Raw genomic sequence first — 13,197 nt, forward strand, 5'->3', positions numbered from 1 at the left:
CAAGGCCACGGCAGCGCTCCGCTTTTTCCATCGCTTGATGAAACGTAAAAAGTGGCGTTGATAGGTCTTCGTAGATCAAGCCTATCATTCGCTCGATTGGTAGTGCGTAGTGAAAATAGATTGTAGTATGTAGTATTTAGAATTGCGTATTGTGTATCGCGTAGTGCGAGAAGTTTAAGTTTCCCATACTTTATTGCTTCTTCCCATTATTAAACGAAATGTCGCATCAGTTTTGTTGCGTCTGTAGTCATTTGCCTTCGCACTATCTAATAAGGATGCAACAAAACTAAGCGACGGGGTTTTGAATACTTTTGCCCTCCAAAAGTATTTGCCTTGCCGCGGCATGCGGCGGAAGGGTATGAGGGGTGGGCGAACCGTATACAAACGAAACTCTCCATCCTACAGAAGTAATGCCTTGCCCGGCATGCGGCGGAAGGGATGTGGGTTGGACAAACCGCTAAAAAAAATTTTTTACCCCTATATTTAATAATATCAAAACATATCTAAACGTCCGGAGATATAGTAATTTTTATAGCGAATGATGTCGCGCGAGTTCGATATGTATTTCACAGTTGCATTCTTAAAGATGTAAGCGGTAGCGCGTTCTTCCATAGCACGAAGAAAAAATTCGAAATCCTTATACAAGCATTTCCTTTCGTCCTTATTAAATTTACTGTTTTTGACGATTGACAAAAACTGATCGTTATTTATTCTGAATGTGATGCTGTCCGGATTATCTTTACAGAAGTAGAGCAGGGGAGATGGCAAATCGTCTATATAGATAGCAAACCCTATCTCTTCCTTATCCATTTTAACGACGTAGGCATGGAAATTTACCGTCCCTATTTTTTGCGAGTCTATGGCGATTAGTTTAGCAAACATAATAAAGCTAATATGGTAGCTTAAATATACAAATTTTATTTCAAAAAGATAGTTTGCATTTAAAGGCGCAGTTGAACGGATTCATTATATGCTAGAATTTGATTTTTTTGCATTCCCAATTTAAGGTATCCATAATAAGCCATTGATTATAAAGAACCGGTAAACCTAGTATAACTTTCAGCGTTTCTTGGGCCATCATCAAGGCTAAGATACCTGGTGTGCTGGCTAGCACACCATTTAAATCACAACTTGGTACATCATCTGGATGGGGCGCCTCCGGAAATATAGCACGTAAATCTTTCGAACCTTGGTGATTGAACAAAGCCATTTGTATTTCATAATTCAACACGCTACCGTAGACCAGTGGCTTCTGCTGCCTTGCACTAGCATCGTTTACGGTATAACGGGTGTTGAAGTTGTCACAGCCATCGATGATGATGTCATAATCATTAATTAGCTGATCAATATTTGTTCTGGACACCTGCTCTTGTATAGGCGTAAAAACAATGTCTGAGTTAAGTTGTTGCAATTGTTTTTGGAGGCTGTACACCTTCGGCATGCCGACAGTTCGCTCCGTATGCGCCACCTGTCGGTGAAGGTTGTGGATTTCTACATGATCAAAATCAACGCAGGCTAAATGACCAATACCAGCACCTGCAAGGTACAAGCAGATTGGGCTGCCAAGACCACCGGCGCCGACCACGAGGACGCGCGCTGCTTTAATTTTTAATTGCCCCTCCAAGCCAATGCCGGGAAGCGATATATGTTTTTTGTAACGTATGATTTGTTCCTTCGTAAGTTTCATATGTAATCATGTTTTTTAAGGCCATATGGAATGTCCGGATTATCTTCGATGAGCTCGCCACGCTCGGTTATTTTTGCCCGGATTGTAGCAGAGCAATAATGGACATTTTATCGCCTTAATTTCCTATAAATTCGGGCTGCCAATCTTTCCACACGGGTTGGTAACCCACTTTCCGTATTTGGTTGACAATGGCAGCTACCGGACGTTCATCACTGATCTCAAATTGTTCTAAAGAACTAGGCTCAACAACATATCCGCCTGGATTTGTTTTAGATGCAGCGCTCATAGATGTTATGCCGAGCGGAATGATATGATCACGGAAAATTTCCTCTTCGCGCGTGGATAAGGATATTTCAAGATCGGGATTCCACAGCCGATAAGCACAAATGAGCTGTAGCAAATCCGCATCATCCATCATAAAATTTGGTGCGTCTACACCTTCTGCTGGCCGCAGCCGCGGAAATGATACGGAATATTTGGTCTGCCAATAGCGCTTCTGCAAGTAGTCTATATGCAGTGCGTTGAAAAAGCTATCCACGCGCCAATCTTCCAAACCGAGCAATACGCCCAAGCCGATCTTGTGCATTCCGGCAGCACCAATCCGATCTGGCGTAGCTAGTCGGTAATCAAAATTGGATTTTTTGCCTTTTGGGTGATAGTTTTTATAGACCTCCTGGTGATAGGTTTCTTGGTAAACTAATACAGCATTAACGTTAGCATGGCGCAAGGCGACATAATCTTCCTGATCCAGCGGTTGTACTTCAATGGATATTTGCGGAAAGAGTGGCCGAATATGTGCTATAGCCTCCAAAAAGTAAGGCGTATTCACACTGTTATTTGCTTCCCCAGAAACAAGCAATACGTGCTGGAAGCCCATTTGACGTAGCGCCTGCGCTTCTAACTGAATCTCCCCGCCGGAAAGTGTTCGCCTTCTTATTTTATTATCCATACTGAAGCCACAATACGTACATATATTGTGGCATTCATTACTGAGGTAGAGCGGAGCGTAGAGCTGAATGTTTTTACCGAAGCGTTGGATCGTCAACTGTTGAGACTGCTGCGCCATTTCTTCAAGGAAGGGCTTTGCTGCGGGCGAGATCAACGCAATAAAATCATGCAGGTTTCGCTTGTTTTTCGTCAAGGCATGCTGTACATCTGTTGTTTTACAACTTGCTATCTGTTGTTTGACGTCTTCCCAGTCATACTGCAAAAAGACATCCTTGAAGGTATTAGCCATGCGTAGAAGTTTTTGTCAAAAAGCTGGTTAAAGGACTGCTTGGCGACGCCTGATTGACGGGCCGCCGCAAGCTAGCTTCGTAAGCCATGTGCCCAGCTTTCACAGCAAGAGCAAACGCCTCTGCCACTTGGACAGGGTCTTTCGCCGTGGCGATGGCCGTATTAACTAAAGCCGCGTCTGCACCCAGCTCCATGGCTTTTGCGGCGTCAGATGGTGAGCCAATCCCCGCATCCACGATAACAGGTACGCTGCTTTGCTCGATAATAATTTCTAAAAAGTCAATCGTCTTCAATCCTTGGTTGCTCCCGATTGTAGATCCCAACGGCATCACCGCTGCTGTACCCGCATCTTCCAAGCGTTTGCATAACACGGGGTCCGCATGGATATAGGGCAGTACGATGAAGCCCGCTTTGGCCAAATCCTCACAGGCGCGAAGCGTTTCGATGGGATCGGGCAACAGGTATTTGGGATCCGGGTGTATTTCCAGCTTGACCCAGTTGGTTTCCATAGCTTCGCGGGCAAGCTGTGCCGCCAGCACCGCTTCCTGCGCTGTTCGCGCACCCGATGTATTGGGCAACAATTGTATCGTCGACTGTGGTATGTGTGTTAGGATCTCGTCGGTATTGGTTTCCATGTCGATGCGCTTAAGCGCAACGGTAACCATCTCCGTGCCAGATACGCGGATTGCTTCTTCCATCAGCTGTGCTGAGCCAAATTTGCCCGTGCCTAGAAAGAGTCGAGACTCGAAGAGCCTACCGCCGATGTTTAGTTTCGTGTTCATGAATTAATTTGTTTAAATACACCATGTATTGTGGATTGTAAAAGTTATCCTGCATATGTTTTGAAAGGGCAATGCCGTATAACCCTATTTCTTTAAGAGGCGGGATGTCAAGATCCGCTATACCCCCAATAGCAACAATAGGGGGAGCTAGCGCTAAATCTATGGCGTCTATAATAGACGCGTAACCCGCAAAGCCCAATATGGGACTTAATTTTTCTTTGGTAGTCGTTTGTCGTAGTGGCCCTAGGCCAATGTAGTTACAGCCCTCATCAATACGCTGCAAAACATCAGGTAGCGTGTTTGCCGTGCCACCGATAATTTTTTCAGTATGTAGTATCTTCCTAGCCTCTACTACTGGCATATCGTTCAGGCCAAGGTGTACGCCATCGGCGTCAGTTTCCGCGACGGCCGCTACATCATCATTGATGATAAATGTAAAAGTATATTGCTTCTTTAGCTCTAGGATACGACGGGCAAGCGACACCTTTTCAGCGGTATTGGAATCTTTGAGCCGCAGCTGTATCCAATCTACCCCTTGCCTTAGGGCTTGTTGTATATGTTGAAAATGTTGCTCTGCATTTACTCCTGAGGAGATGTATTGTATAGGACTTATGTTCATGGTGACGGATCTATTTGTGCGCGTATATCTGTAAATTGCTTGGACAGCTTAAGACAGGATCTAGCTTCACCGATCGGATCTTGAGCTTCCCAAATCGCACCACATACCGCAAAATCATCGAAGTTATGTGCGGACATTGTCGCAAGTCGTGTAGACGATATTCCTCCCAATGCAATGGCTTCGCTAGCCAGATTACGGCGGCCAATTAGCGCTATGCGGTTTTGCTCGCCGTAGCCTTGCTTAGAGATACTCGGAAAAAGAGGACTTACGAATGCCGCATCGTACAAGCAAGGAAGGCCGTTGAATTCTATCCAGCCGTGTGTAGATGTGCTTATATATTTTTTATTTGCTGTATCAGGTATTGCTGCCGTCTCGCGCATCGACGTAGAAAAGTGAAGGCGGCTAAGGCCGCATTCCATAGCACGGAAATGCGCTTGATGGGCGATCAGTTTTGCTCGCTCCTCAACTGAAAAAGCACATAAAAATTTTATATAATCCGTTTCAGATAATGCAGGTTTTCGCACATGTACATAAACCCCGGGCCATGCTAAGAGCTGGCGAAGAATGGATATCTCTTGGTTTTGGGGATGAGGCGATGTAATGATCCGCATAGACTAAAGGTAGATTTCCTTTCCTTTTTCAATAAATTCTGCCGATTTTTCTTGCAGACCTTCGGCCACACTATCGCGGATCTCCTGCGTTATTTTCATCGAACAAAATTTCGGACCACACATAGAACAAAAATGCGCAACCTTTGCACCATCCGCTGGTAATGTCTCGTCGTGAAATTCGCGGGCGGTGTCCGGATCGAGTGATAAGTTAAATTGATCTTCCCAGCGAAACTCGAAGCGCGCTTTGCTGAGTGCGTTGTCACGGTATTGGGCTCCTGGATGTCCTTTCGCCAAGTCTGCCGCATGAGCGGCTATTTTATAGGTGATCACGCCATCTTTCACATCTTTCTTGTTAGGAAGTCCGAGGTGCTCTTTGGGTGTTACGTAGCACAGCATGGCACAGCCATACCAGCCGATCATGGCTGCTCCAATTGCGGAGGTGATATGATCATAGCCTGGGGCGATGTCTGTCGTGAGAGGGCCTAATGTGTAAAACGGAGCTTCATCGCAAACTTCCAATTGCTTCTCCATATTCTCTTTGATCAGGTGCATTGGTACGTGGCCAGGTCCTTCGATCATCACCTGCACATCATGCTTCCACGCAATTTTAGTGAGCTCGCCCAGCGTCTCGAGCTCAGCAAACTGTGCTGCGTCGTTCGCATCAGCAATAGCGCCTGGACGCAGCCCATCACCAAGCGAGAATGCGACATCATACTGCTTCATAATGTCACAGATCTCCTCAAAGTGGGTATACAAAAAGTTTTCCTGATGATGGAATAGGCACCATTTCGCCATGATGGAGCCGCCCCGGGACACAATACCGGTGACACGCTTCGCGGTGAGGTGAATGTAGCGAAGCAGTACGCCAGCGTGTATGGTGAAATAGGAAACACCCTGCTCCGCTTGCTCGATAAGCGTATCTCGAAAGATTTCCCAGGTCAGGTTTTCGGCGATGCCGTTTACCTTTTCTAATGCTTGGTAGATAGGCACTGTGCCAATGGGAACGGGGGAATTACGCAATATCCATTCCCTTGTTTCGTGGATATTTTTCCCCGTGGAAAGATCCATAATGGTATCTGCCCCCCAGCGACACGCCCATACCGCTTTTTCTACCTCCTCTTCGATGCTGGACGTTACGGCACTATTACCAATATTCGCATTGATCTTGACCAGAAAATTCCTGCCGATAATCATAGGCTCGCTTTCCGGGTGGTTGATGTTATTGGGAATAATAGCTCGCCCCGCTGCAATCTCCTGACGAACGAACTCCGGCGTGATGCGCTGCTTTGGTGTGTTGGCTCCAAAGCTGTTGCCGGGGTGCTGCGCGGATAATGGGTCGCTCGTATTGGGAGTGGCGTTGATACGTTGATTCTCACGAATGGCCACATACTCCATTTCTGCAGTAATTATACCTTGTTTGGCGTAGTAAAGCTGGCTCACATTATGTCCGGCTTTCGCACGCTTTGGTTGATGGCAGTAATCGAAACGTAGATGATCAATCGCTTTGTTGTTCAGCCTTTCCCGACCGTATGCCGAGGTGCCTTCGCCTAATTGCTCGACGTCAGAACGATCAAGTATCCATTGTTCGCGTAACCTAGGCAGACCTTTACGGATGTCAATGGTCACGCTGGTATCCGTATAGGCGCCAGATGTATCGTATACGGTTACCGGGCTGTTCTCTTCCTGCCCACCACTACTCAGCCGTGTTTTGTCAAGAATGATTTCCCGCATAGCTACGGCTATCGGAAAAAGTTGCCCCTGTACATATACTTTTCGAGATTTTGGAAAAGGGGCGGTAGATAATGTCTGTGTTTGTTGGTCCATAGTTGAGCTGCTTAGCCGCCTTGGGTTGCGGTAATTATCAATAGTTCTGCTTGATCGTGGATTTTTGTTTGTGCCCAAAGGGGGCGAGGAACAACCTGCTGATTTAATGCGACGGCGACGCCTTTGGGTTTAAGATCTGGAACCAATAAATCCAAAGCTTCTTGTAAAGAGTCGGGGAAAGGTTGTTTTAGTTGATGCTGTTGATTGTTAATTTTAATTTGCATAGCCTACCTATTTTTGTGGAAAAAATACTTTAGGTATGCCATCGACAGGCTGCAGGAAAGCCCAAAAGAAGTGGTCCTACTTTTCCCTACGCTAGTATGAACTAGATCAGGTTCCAAGGGTAAAATCTCAGCCTGTTACTACAGACACCCCTAAAGTATATGTTACAAGTATAGGGATATATATTTAAATTATGAATTTATTTAATTTTTCTTTTTTCACAAGCTAATGCGCCATTGACACACGGCGTTGGGTTTATTGGATCCTCCGGTAGATAAAGGATTGTAGCAAGTGTGCGCGAAATATCGTACTATAGATTATGTTTAAAACGGGCATTTCTCTATTCTTCATTTCCGCGTTTATCGGTTGCAGGTCGCAGCAGCCGCAAACAACGATATTATCACGCAATGATAGTACAACGCTTTTACTGGAAGCGAACCAAAATGTGTTTTTGAAACGCGAGCAGATAAATTTGACTTTTGAGCGTATTATTGAAGATAGCCGTTGTCCGGAAGGCGTGCAATGCGTTTGGGATGGCGTTGCAGCAGTGGAGCTGACCGTTGTGGGCACGTTCACTCGCCCACAAACACTGAGCTTAGCAACAACTGATTTACCTGATAAGAGCTACCTCAAAACCGTAGTATTCAATGGTTACAGCATTCGATTAGATGCACTAACACCATATCCTTCAAAAATCTGTGCAGACAGTTTAACAAGGAAACCAACGGCGCAGCTAACCATTAAGCCTATCAAATAAATCAACGACGATAGCGGAAATATTTTGAAGCACGTTGGTAATTATAGGTGCTTGACTGGCTAATGTTCATCGTATTGTCTACCGACTGATCCATTTTTATGTTTTCTAAGTGTCAAGATAGCTCTTTTTCCAAGGGGAGATGGCATCAAAACGCATACTTATTTTGCTTATTAGTTTATTTTTACTATATTTGTATCGTATTAGATAACGGGCTTGTTTCAACAACCTATACTTAGCCCAAAAAACAACGATGATTTGACAGAAATAAGTGTAATAGGTGGCGGTAGCTGGGCCACCGCATTAGTGAAAATATTAACAGAAAATAAGATTAAGGTATATTGGTACTTGCGGCGGCAGGTACAAGTCGAAGCGTTAAATGATGAGGGCGTGAATCCGGATTATTTAAGTTTCGTAAAGTTAGATACGAACTATCTTCAAGCTTCGACAGATCTCCACCTCGTCCTTCAGCAAGCCTCTACTATACTATTCGTCGTGCCCAGCGCACACTTTCCCACTCTTTGTTCTGCTATCGACCCCGAACTTCTTCAGGGCAAAAAGGTCATTACTTCTATAAAAGGAACAGTCGGTGAAGACAACGTCTTACCATCTGCTTTTGTGGCCAATTACTTTGGCATCGAAGCCTTCAGACAGGCGGTGCTTGCCGGGCCTTGCCACGCTGAAGAGATAGGAATGGGGAAGAAAACGTATATGACGATTTGCTCGCCTAATGATGCTTTTCTTGAACAGTTGAAGCCCTGCTTTTTAAGCCGCTATTTGTCCATCAACTTGCACACAGATATTTGCGGTATTGAATATGCGGCAATTTATAAGAACGTGGTAGGCTTGGTTTGCGGCATGGCCAAGGGGCTAAATTATGGCGACAATTTTATGGCTGTGCTGGTTTCTAACGCCATTTACGAATTACAACTACTGCTTGATGCGCTGCACGTACCAGATAGCCGGATAGCGTGCTCAAGTTACTTAGGCGATTTGCTTGTTACAGCGTATTCATCGCACAGCCGTAACAGAAGCTTTGGCGAATTGATCGGCCGGGGTTACAGTGTGGAACAAACGCAAAACGCCATGTCCATGGTAGCAGAAGGCTATGCGGCAACGCAAGGACTGTATCAGACAGCAAAGGATTTAGGGCTAAATATGCCCATTATTAACACGGCCTATAGGGTGCTTTACAACCACATGGCAGTGACTTCAGAATTTAAATTATTAGAAAGGAATATTATATGATGCTATTAGCGACGGATTTAGATGGAACATTTTTAGGTGGAAGCATGGAAAACAGGCTGCGCCTATACCGACTTATTAAGCAGCACACAGACATACAGCTTGTTTTTGTAACGGGGAGGGGCGTAGAATCGGTTATACCCTTACTGAATGATCCATTAATTCCTCGACCAAATTATATTATAGCCGATGTAGGCGCAACAGTGGTCAATGGGCTTACATTGGAATCAGTTGAATCGATACAGGGCGATATTGAAGCGCGGTGGCCATCTACCTATGCGATCCGATCGAAAGTACTTGAAGTGGCATCGGTCACCTTTCAGGAAGTGCCCCAGCAGCGTCGTTGCTCATTTCTCTATGATGGCGATGCAAACTTGGAGGCCATCCACAAGGTAGCTGAAAGCTTCGATTGCGATATCATTACATCAGTCGATAAATACTTGGATGTCTTGCCGCGCGGCGTCAATAAGGGCAGTACATTGAAAGCGCTTGTTGAACATTTGCACATTGACCCTGAGCAAGTATTGGTGGCTGGCGATACGCTAAACGATCTGTCTTTGTACAAGACAGGATACAAAGGTGTCGTGGTCGGGCAAGCTGAACAAGGTCTGCTGGATCAAACGGCCGAAGATGAACTCGTTTATCAGGCTTTTGAGCCGGGCGCAGGCGGTATTATAGAATCTTTATCGCATTTTGTACCTTTTAAAAAATATGCAGATCAAGTGCGAAAAAGACAGCTCTCGCAAGCAAAAAAGGGAACAAACCAGCTTGTCGTGGTTTATCATAGACTTCCTTTCGAGCAAGAGGTAGTCAATGGAAAATCAATCCGTGTCTCGCCAAAAAGCCCAAACGGAATTATCCCATCCTTATTAGGACTCTTTGAAAAAGGGCGCTCGGGAATCTGGATAGGGGAAGAAGTGCAGCAGAAGGATCGTCCGGAGGTGCCCAATGAATTGATAGATGAGGAGAAATATCCCAATTTGGTAGCGTCTACGATTAGCCTTCCGAAAGAAGATATTGATCAATTCTATCGGGTGTTTTCGAAAGAGGCTTTTTGGCCTACTATTTTTTCTTTTGTAGACAAAGCGAAATTTAATCATGACGATTGGGAACACTACCTCAAAATCAACCGGATATTTGCTGAGCGCATCGCGAAAGAGGCCGATCAGGACGCGCTGGTTTGGATTCATGAATATAATCTGTGGATGGTACCTGCTTACTTAAAGTCTTTGCGCCCAGATCTTCGGATTGGATTTTTCCACCATACGTCATTTCCGGCGGCAGATATTTTTAATATCATCCCATGGCGAAAGGAAATTATCGGTAGCCTATTACTTTGCGATTTCATCAGCTTCCATATTCCGCGTTACGTGGAGAATTTTATCGACGTGCTGCGCAGTCATACGCCATTTAAAATTGTTAAAAAAATCAATGCTGCAAAGCAATTTCTTACCTACAGCTGCGCGCTTGGCGTGGATCAAATGACGAAGGTAATCGAGATAGATGGACGCCAGATCCGTTTAGGCGCACAGCCTGTAGGCGTCAATATGGAAAAAGTCCAAGGGATTTTAAAGAGGAGTGATATTCGGAAAAAAATTGAAACGACCTTAGCAAAAAAATCACAAGGGGAAATAAGTACCATTCTTTCTGTAGAACGGCTAGATTATGTAAAAGGTCCGTTGGAAAAGATTCAGGCGTTTGGCGAATTCCTAGAGGAGTATCCTGAATATAGAGGGAAAGTTGAACTGGTGAATATCTGCACTCCACCATCGCAGGGGATGAAAATATATGACGACATCCGAGACGAAGTAAATCGTGCCGTGGGAGAGATCAACGGTAGGTTTGCGACAATGGACTGGGTGCCTATCCAATATTTTTACCGGTCATTACCGTTTGAAGAGGTCGTGAGCTTATACGCAACTAGTGACATCGCTTGGATTACGCCATTACGCGATGGACTGAACTTAGTTGCGAAAGAGTACGTCGCGGTACAAGGCATTATAGAGGGGGATGGCGCACTCGTCCTTTCCGAATTTGCAGGTGCATCAGTAGAGCTCCCTTATGCTATATTGACAAATCCTTACGATACAAAAAGCATGAAAGAAAGCTTACTGAAAGCACTTTTGATGCCGGAAGACGAACGCTCTGCTCGAATAAAGCGGTTGTATGACCAAGTCAAATACTACGATATACATTATTGGGGAAAAGATTTTGTGAAAGAACTTGAAAAAGCAAGAAAAGACTAACGAACGCTGAGATATGCATATTTTGGTAGGACAGGATTTTGTTTTTTGCTATCTTAGACATGTACATATTATTTAAAAATGATGAAGTTTATACCCTATTTGTGGATATTTATTATGGTTGGAGTTTCGACAACATCTGTAGCACAAACGGAAATTAACGCTACTAAAGTTCTTGAAAAGCCTTATCATCCCGAGGCGGATGCGCAGGCAGAAATAGATAGCTTATTAGCGATCGCTAAGAAAGAAGGAAAAAGGTTGGTTATCCAAGCTGGCGGCAATTGGTGTATTTGGTGTTTACGTTTCAATACCTATATTCAGGAGGAGAAAGAGATTGCGAAATTATTGGCAGACAATTTCCTGTACTATCACCTCAACTTCTCGAAAGAGAATAAAAACGAAGCAGTTTTTAATCGGTATGCTCCCGAAGGGGGAAAGCTAGGCTATCCATTCTTTATCATACTGGATGAAAAAGGTCAGGTCCTCGGCATCAAAGATAGTGGATCCTTAGAGGCAGGTAAAGGTTACGACAAAGCAAAGGTATTGGCCTTATTTAATGCATATAAGCAATAGGTAAGTTTAGCTAATGTTAGATGATTTACGTATCGAACAGATTGCGGCGGCCGTTACATGGCGCTTGCGGCAGGAGGTGCTATATCCAAACGGTTCCTTGAAAGATGTGATGATAACCGAGGATTTCGAAGGCTTTCATTTCGGTGCATACCACGATAATATGCTTGTCGGCGTGATATCACTTTTTCCAGATGAGGATAGCTTTCAATTTCGCAAGTTTGCCGTGCAGCCACATGTTCAAGGGCAGGGCATTGGCCGAAAGCTGCTGAAATATGTTTTCTCTTTCGCAAAAACCTGGGATTGTCAAATGATATGGTGCCATGCCCGCGAGACAGCAATAACATTTTATGAGAAAAGTGGTATGCGGGTTGCTGGATCTGCATTTTCCAAGAATGGCATAGCTTACGTGCGCATGGAGATCTGGCTATAGATGGATTTGTCCTGCTAGTCGAAAGAAGCTGCCCGATTCGAAATATCGGGCAGCTTTTAAAATAATCTTCTAATGTCTATCGAGAAGATGCTTAAATTTAGCACGGTTGTCGATAATCATCCAGATATTTATGAGTAATAGCGGAATAGAAATAGCTAAGCCGCTTGGCTCAAAAGTATAGTTATGTGCCACAATGCCAACCATTATTGGCAGGATGACGATAGCTCCGAGTGCCCGCGTTCGCGGAAAGATAAATAATACGCCACCTATGATTTCAACCCACCCTACCAACGGTATGATCCACACCAACTTTCCGAGTGCTTGAAATATTTCCATTTGTTCCGGCGTTTGCTCCGGCATAGGCATGTAATTTAAAAATTTGTTGAGGCCGGCGTTGATAAACATCAAACCGAACAGTAAGCTGAAGATGAATTTTACGATTTTCATGATGATTAAGTTTATACCCATTGATAATAACAAATGTAGTTTAGAAATTTAGAATTTCCTCAATAATTGTAATTTCTTGTCGTAAGGTAATTTTAAGAGTAGTCAATTTGTATCATGTTGACTGTCTAGATCGTTGTCTTTTCCGTCAATGACAATACTTTTTCAGGGGTAAGAGTTTCGTTTGTATACGGTTTGCCCAACCCCGCATTCCTTCCGCCGCATGCCGCGGCAAGGCAAATACTTTGTAGGGTAATATAGTTTCTAAACGCATTGTCCCTCGCTCAAACCCTTCCGCCGCATGCCGCGGCAAGTTCAAGCTTCTGTTAATAAAACAGTTTGTCCAACGCAAAACCCTTTCGCCGCATGCCGCGGCAAGGCAAATACTTTTGAAGGGCAAAAGTATTCAAAACCCCGTCGCTTATTTTTGTTGCATCCTTATTAGATAGTGCGAAGGCAAATGACTACAGACGCAACAAAACTGATGCGACATTTCGTTTAATTAAGGACGGTGCATTGTAGTATCT

14 protein-coding genes and 1 riboswitch are annotated in these 13,197 nt (G+C 44.5%); of the genes, 5 read left to right on the forward strand and 9 right to left on the reverse strand.

Annotation, left to right across the window (positions count from 1 at the left end):
• Positions 1-492 precede the first annotated feature (492 nt).
• From DI53_RS15155 to thiS, 8 genes are all read right to left on the reverse strand, one after another.
• A complete protein-coding gene (locus DI53_RS15155; protein ID WP_037501538.1) occupies positions 493-882 on the reverse strand; it encodes a hypothetical protein in 390 nt (129 codons plus the stop codon).
• Between the two features lie 91 nt (positions 883-973).
• Positions 974-1,687, reverse strand: a complete 714-nt coding sequence (locus tag DI53_RS15160) for a HesA/MoeB/ThiF family protein (protein WP_037501542.1) — start codon at positions 1,685-1,687, stop codon at positions 974-976.
• Between the two features lie 115 nt (positions 1,688-1,802).
• On the reverse strand, positions 1,803-2,924 hold the full coding sequence (thiH, locus tag DI53_RS15165; protein WP_037501545.1) for a 2-iminoacetate synthase ThiH: 1,122 nt from the start codon (positions 2,922-2,924) through the stop codon (positions 1,803-1,805).
• Entirely contained in the window at positions 2,917-3,705 is a 789-nt protein-coding gene (locus DI53_RS15170; protein WP_037501548.1) for a thiazole synthase, read from the reverse strand. Before DI53_RS15170 ends, thiH begins: the two co-directional genes overlap by 8 nt.
• Positions 3,677-4,324: a thiamine phosphate synthase gene (locus DI53_RS15175; protein ID WP_037501551.1), complete on the reverse strand. Its 648-nt coding sequence runs from the start codon at positions 4,322-4,324 to the stop codon at positions 3,677-3,679. Before DI53_RS15175 ends, DI53_RS15170 begins: the two co-directional genes overlap by 29 nt.
• The gene (locus DI53_RS19710; RefSeq protein ID WP_052072454.1) at positions 4,321-4,935 is read right to left on the reverse strand and encodes a thiamine phosphate synthase; all 615 of its coding nucleotides are present in this window, start codon (positions 4,933-4,935) and stop codon (positions 4,321-4,323) included. Before DI53_RS19710 ends, DI53_RS15175 begins: the two co-directional genes overlap by 4 nt.
• A gap of 3 nt (positions 4,936-4,938) precedes the next feature.
• Positions 4,939-6,759 (reverse strand): phosphomethylpyrimidine synthase ThiC, encoded by a 1,821-nt coding sequence (thiC, locus tag DI53_RS15185; protein WP_037501554.1) that lies wholly within the window; start codon positions 6,757-6,759, stop codon positions 4,939-4,941.
• Between the two features lie 11 nt (positions 6,760-6,770).
• Entirely contained in the window at positions 6,771-6,983 is a 213-nt protein-coding gene (gene thiS, locus DI53_RS15190; protein ID WP_037501557.1) for a sulfur carrier protein ThiS, read from the reverse strand.
• A gap of 66 nt (positions 6,984-7,049) precedes the next feature.
• Positions 7,050-7,145, reverse strand: a riboswitch (TPP riboswitch).
• A gap of 155 nt (positions 7,146-7,300) precedes the next feature.
• Here thiS and DI53_RS15195 point away from each other — a divergent pair.
• The 5 genes from DI53_RS15195 (at position 7,301) to DI53_RS15215 (ending at position 12,226) form a co-directional block, all read left to right on the forward strand.
• Entirely contained in the window at positions 7,301-7,738 is a 438-nt protein-coding gene (locus tag DI53_RS15195; RefSeq protein WP_052072455.1) for a hypothetical protein, read from the forward strand.
• Positions 7,739-7,993: 255 nt separating this feature from the next.
• The gene (locus DI53_RS15200; RefSeq protein ID WP_131555311.1) at positions 7,994-8,983 is read left to right on the forward strand and encodes an NAD(P)H-dependent glycerol-3-phosphate dehydrogenase; all 990 of its coding nucleotides are present in this window, start codon (positions 7,994-7,996) and stop codon (positions 8,981-8,983) included.
• Positions 8,980-11,226, forward strand: a complete 2,247-nt coding sequence (gene ggpS, locus DI53_RS15205) for a glucosylglycerol-phosphate synthase (RefSeq protein WP_241462444.1) — start codon at positions 8,980-8,982, stop codon at positions 11,224-11,226. Before DI53_RS15200 ends, ggpS begins: the two co-directional genes overlap by 4 nt.
• A 78-nt stretch (positions 11,227-11,304) precedes the next feature.
• Entirely contained in the window at positions 11,305-11,796 is a 492-nt protein-coding gene (locus DI53_RS15210) for a thioredoxin family protein (protein ID WP_037501561.1), read from the forward strand.
• Positions 11,797-11,809: 13 nt separating this feature from the next.
• Positions 11,810-12,226, forward strand: a complete 417-nt coding sequence (locus DI53_RS15215; protein WP_037501564.1) for a GNAT family N-acetyltransferase — start codon at positions 11,810-11,812, stop codon at positions 12,224-12,226.
• 69 nt (positions 12,227-12,295) lie between these two features.
• Here the strand turns inward: DI53_RS15215 and DI53_RS15220 are convergent, their stop codons facing one another.
• On the reverse strand, positions 12,296-12,673 hold the full coding sequence (locus tag DI53_RS15220; RefSeq protein ID WP_037501579.1) for a DoxX family protein: 378 nt from the start codon (positions 12,671-12,673) through the stop codon (positions 12,296-12,298).
• Positions 12,674-13,197 lie beyond the last annotated feature (524 nt).

The sequence above is a fragment of the Sphingobacterium deserti genome (assembly GCF_000757725.1).
Classification (GTDB): domain Bacteria; phylum Bacteroidota; class Bacteroidia; order Sphingobacteriales; family Sphingobacteriaceae; genus Sphingobacterium; species Sphingobacterium deserti.

Excerpts from the sequence above, each read along its gene's own strand:
- DI53_RS15220 (WP_037501579.1), bottom strand. The coding sequence starts at position 12,673 with ATGAAAATCGTAAAATTCATCTTCAGCTTACTGTTCGGTTTGATGTTT.
- DI53_RS15155 (WP_037501538.1), bottom strand. The coding sequence starts at position 882 with ATGTTTGCTAAACTAATCGCCATAGACTCGCAAAAAATAGGGACGGTA.
- DI53_RS15170 (WP_037501548.1), bottom strand. The coding sequence starts at position 3,705 with ATGAACACGAAACTAAACATCGGCGGTAGGCTCTTCGAGTCTCGACTC.
- thiS (WP_037501557.1), bottom strand. The coding sequence starts at position 6,983 with ATGCAAATTAAAATTAACAATCAACAGCATCAACTAAAACAACCTTTC.
- ggpS (WP_241462444.1), top strand. The coding sequence starts at position 8,980 with ATGATGCTATTAGCGACGGATTTAGATGGAACATTTTTAGGTGGAAGC.
- DI53_RS15195 (WP_052072455.1), top strand. The coding sequence starts at position 7,301 with ATGTTTAAAACGGGCATTTCTCTATTCTTCATTTCCGCGTTTATCGGT.
- DI53_RS15175 (WP_037501551.1), bottom strand. The coding sequence starts at position 4,324 with ATGAACATAAGTCCTATACAATACATCTCCTCAGGAGTAAATGCAGAG.
- DI53_RS15210 (WP_037501561.1), top strand. The coding sequence starts at position 11,305 with ATGATGAAGTTTATACCCTATTTGTGGATATTTATTATGGTTGGAGTT.
- DI53_RS19710 (WP_052072454.1), bottom strand. The coding sequence starts at position 4,935 with ATGCGGATCATTACATCGCCTCATCCCCAAAACCAAGAGATATCCATT.
- thiH (WP_037501545.1), bottom strand. The coding sequence starts at position 2,924 with ATGGCTAATACCTTCAAGGATGTCTTTTTGCAGTATGACTGGGAAGAC.
- DI53_RS15160 (WP_037501542.1), bottom strand. The coding sequence starts at position 1,687 with ATGAAACTTACGAAGGAACAAATCATACGTTACAAAAAACATATATCG.
- thiC (WP_037501554.1), bottom strand. The coding sequence starts at position 6,759 with ATGGACCAACAAACACAGACATTATCTACCGCCCCTTTTCCAAAATCT.
- DI53_RS15215 (WP_037501564.1), top strand. The coding sequence starts at position 11,810 with ATGTTAGATGATTTACGTATCGAACAGATTGCGGCGGCCGTTACATGG.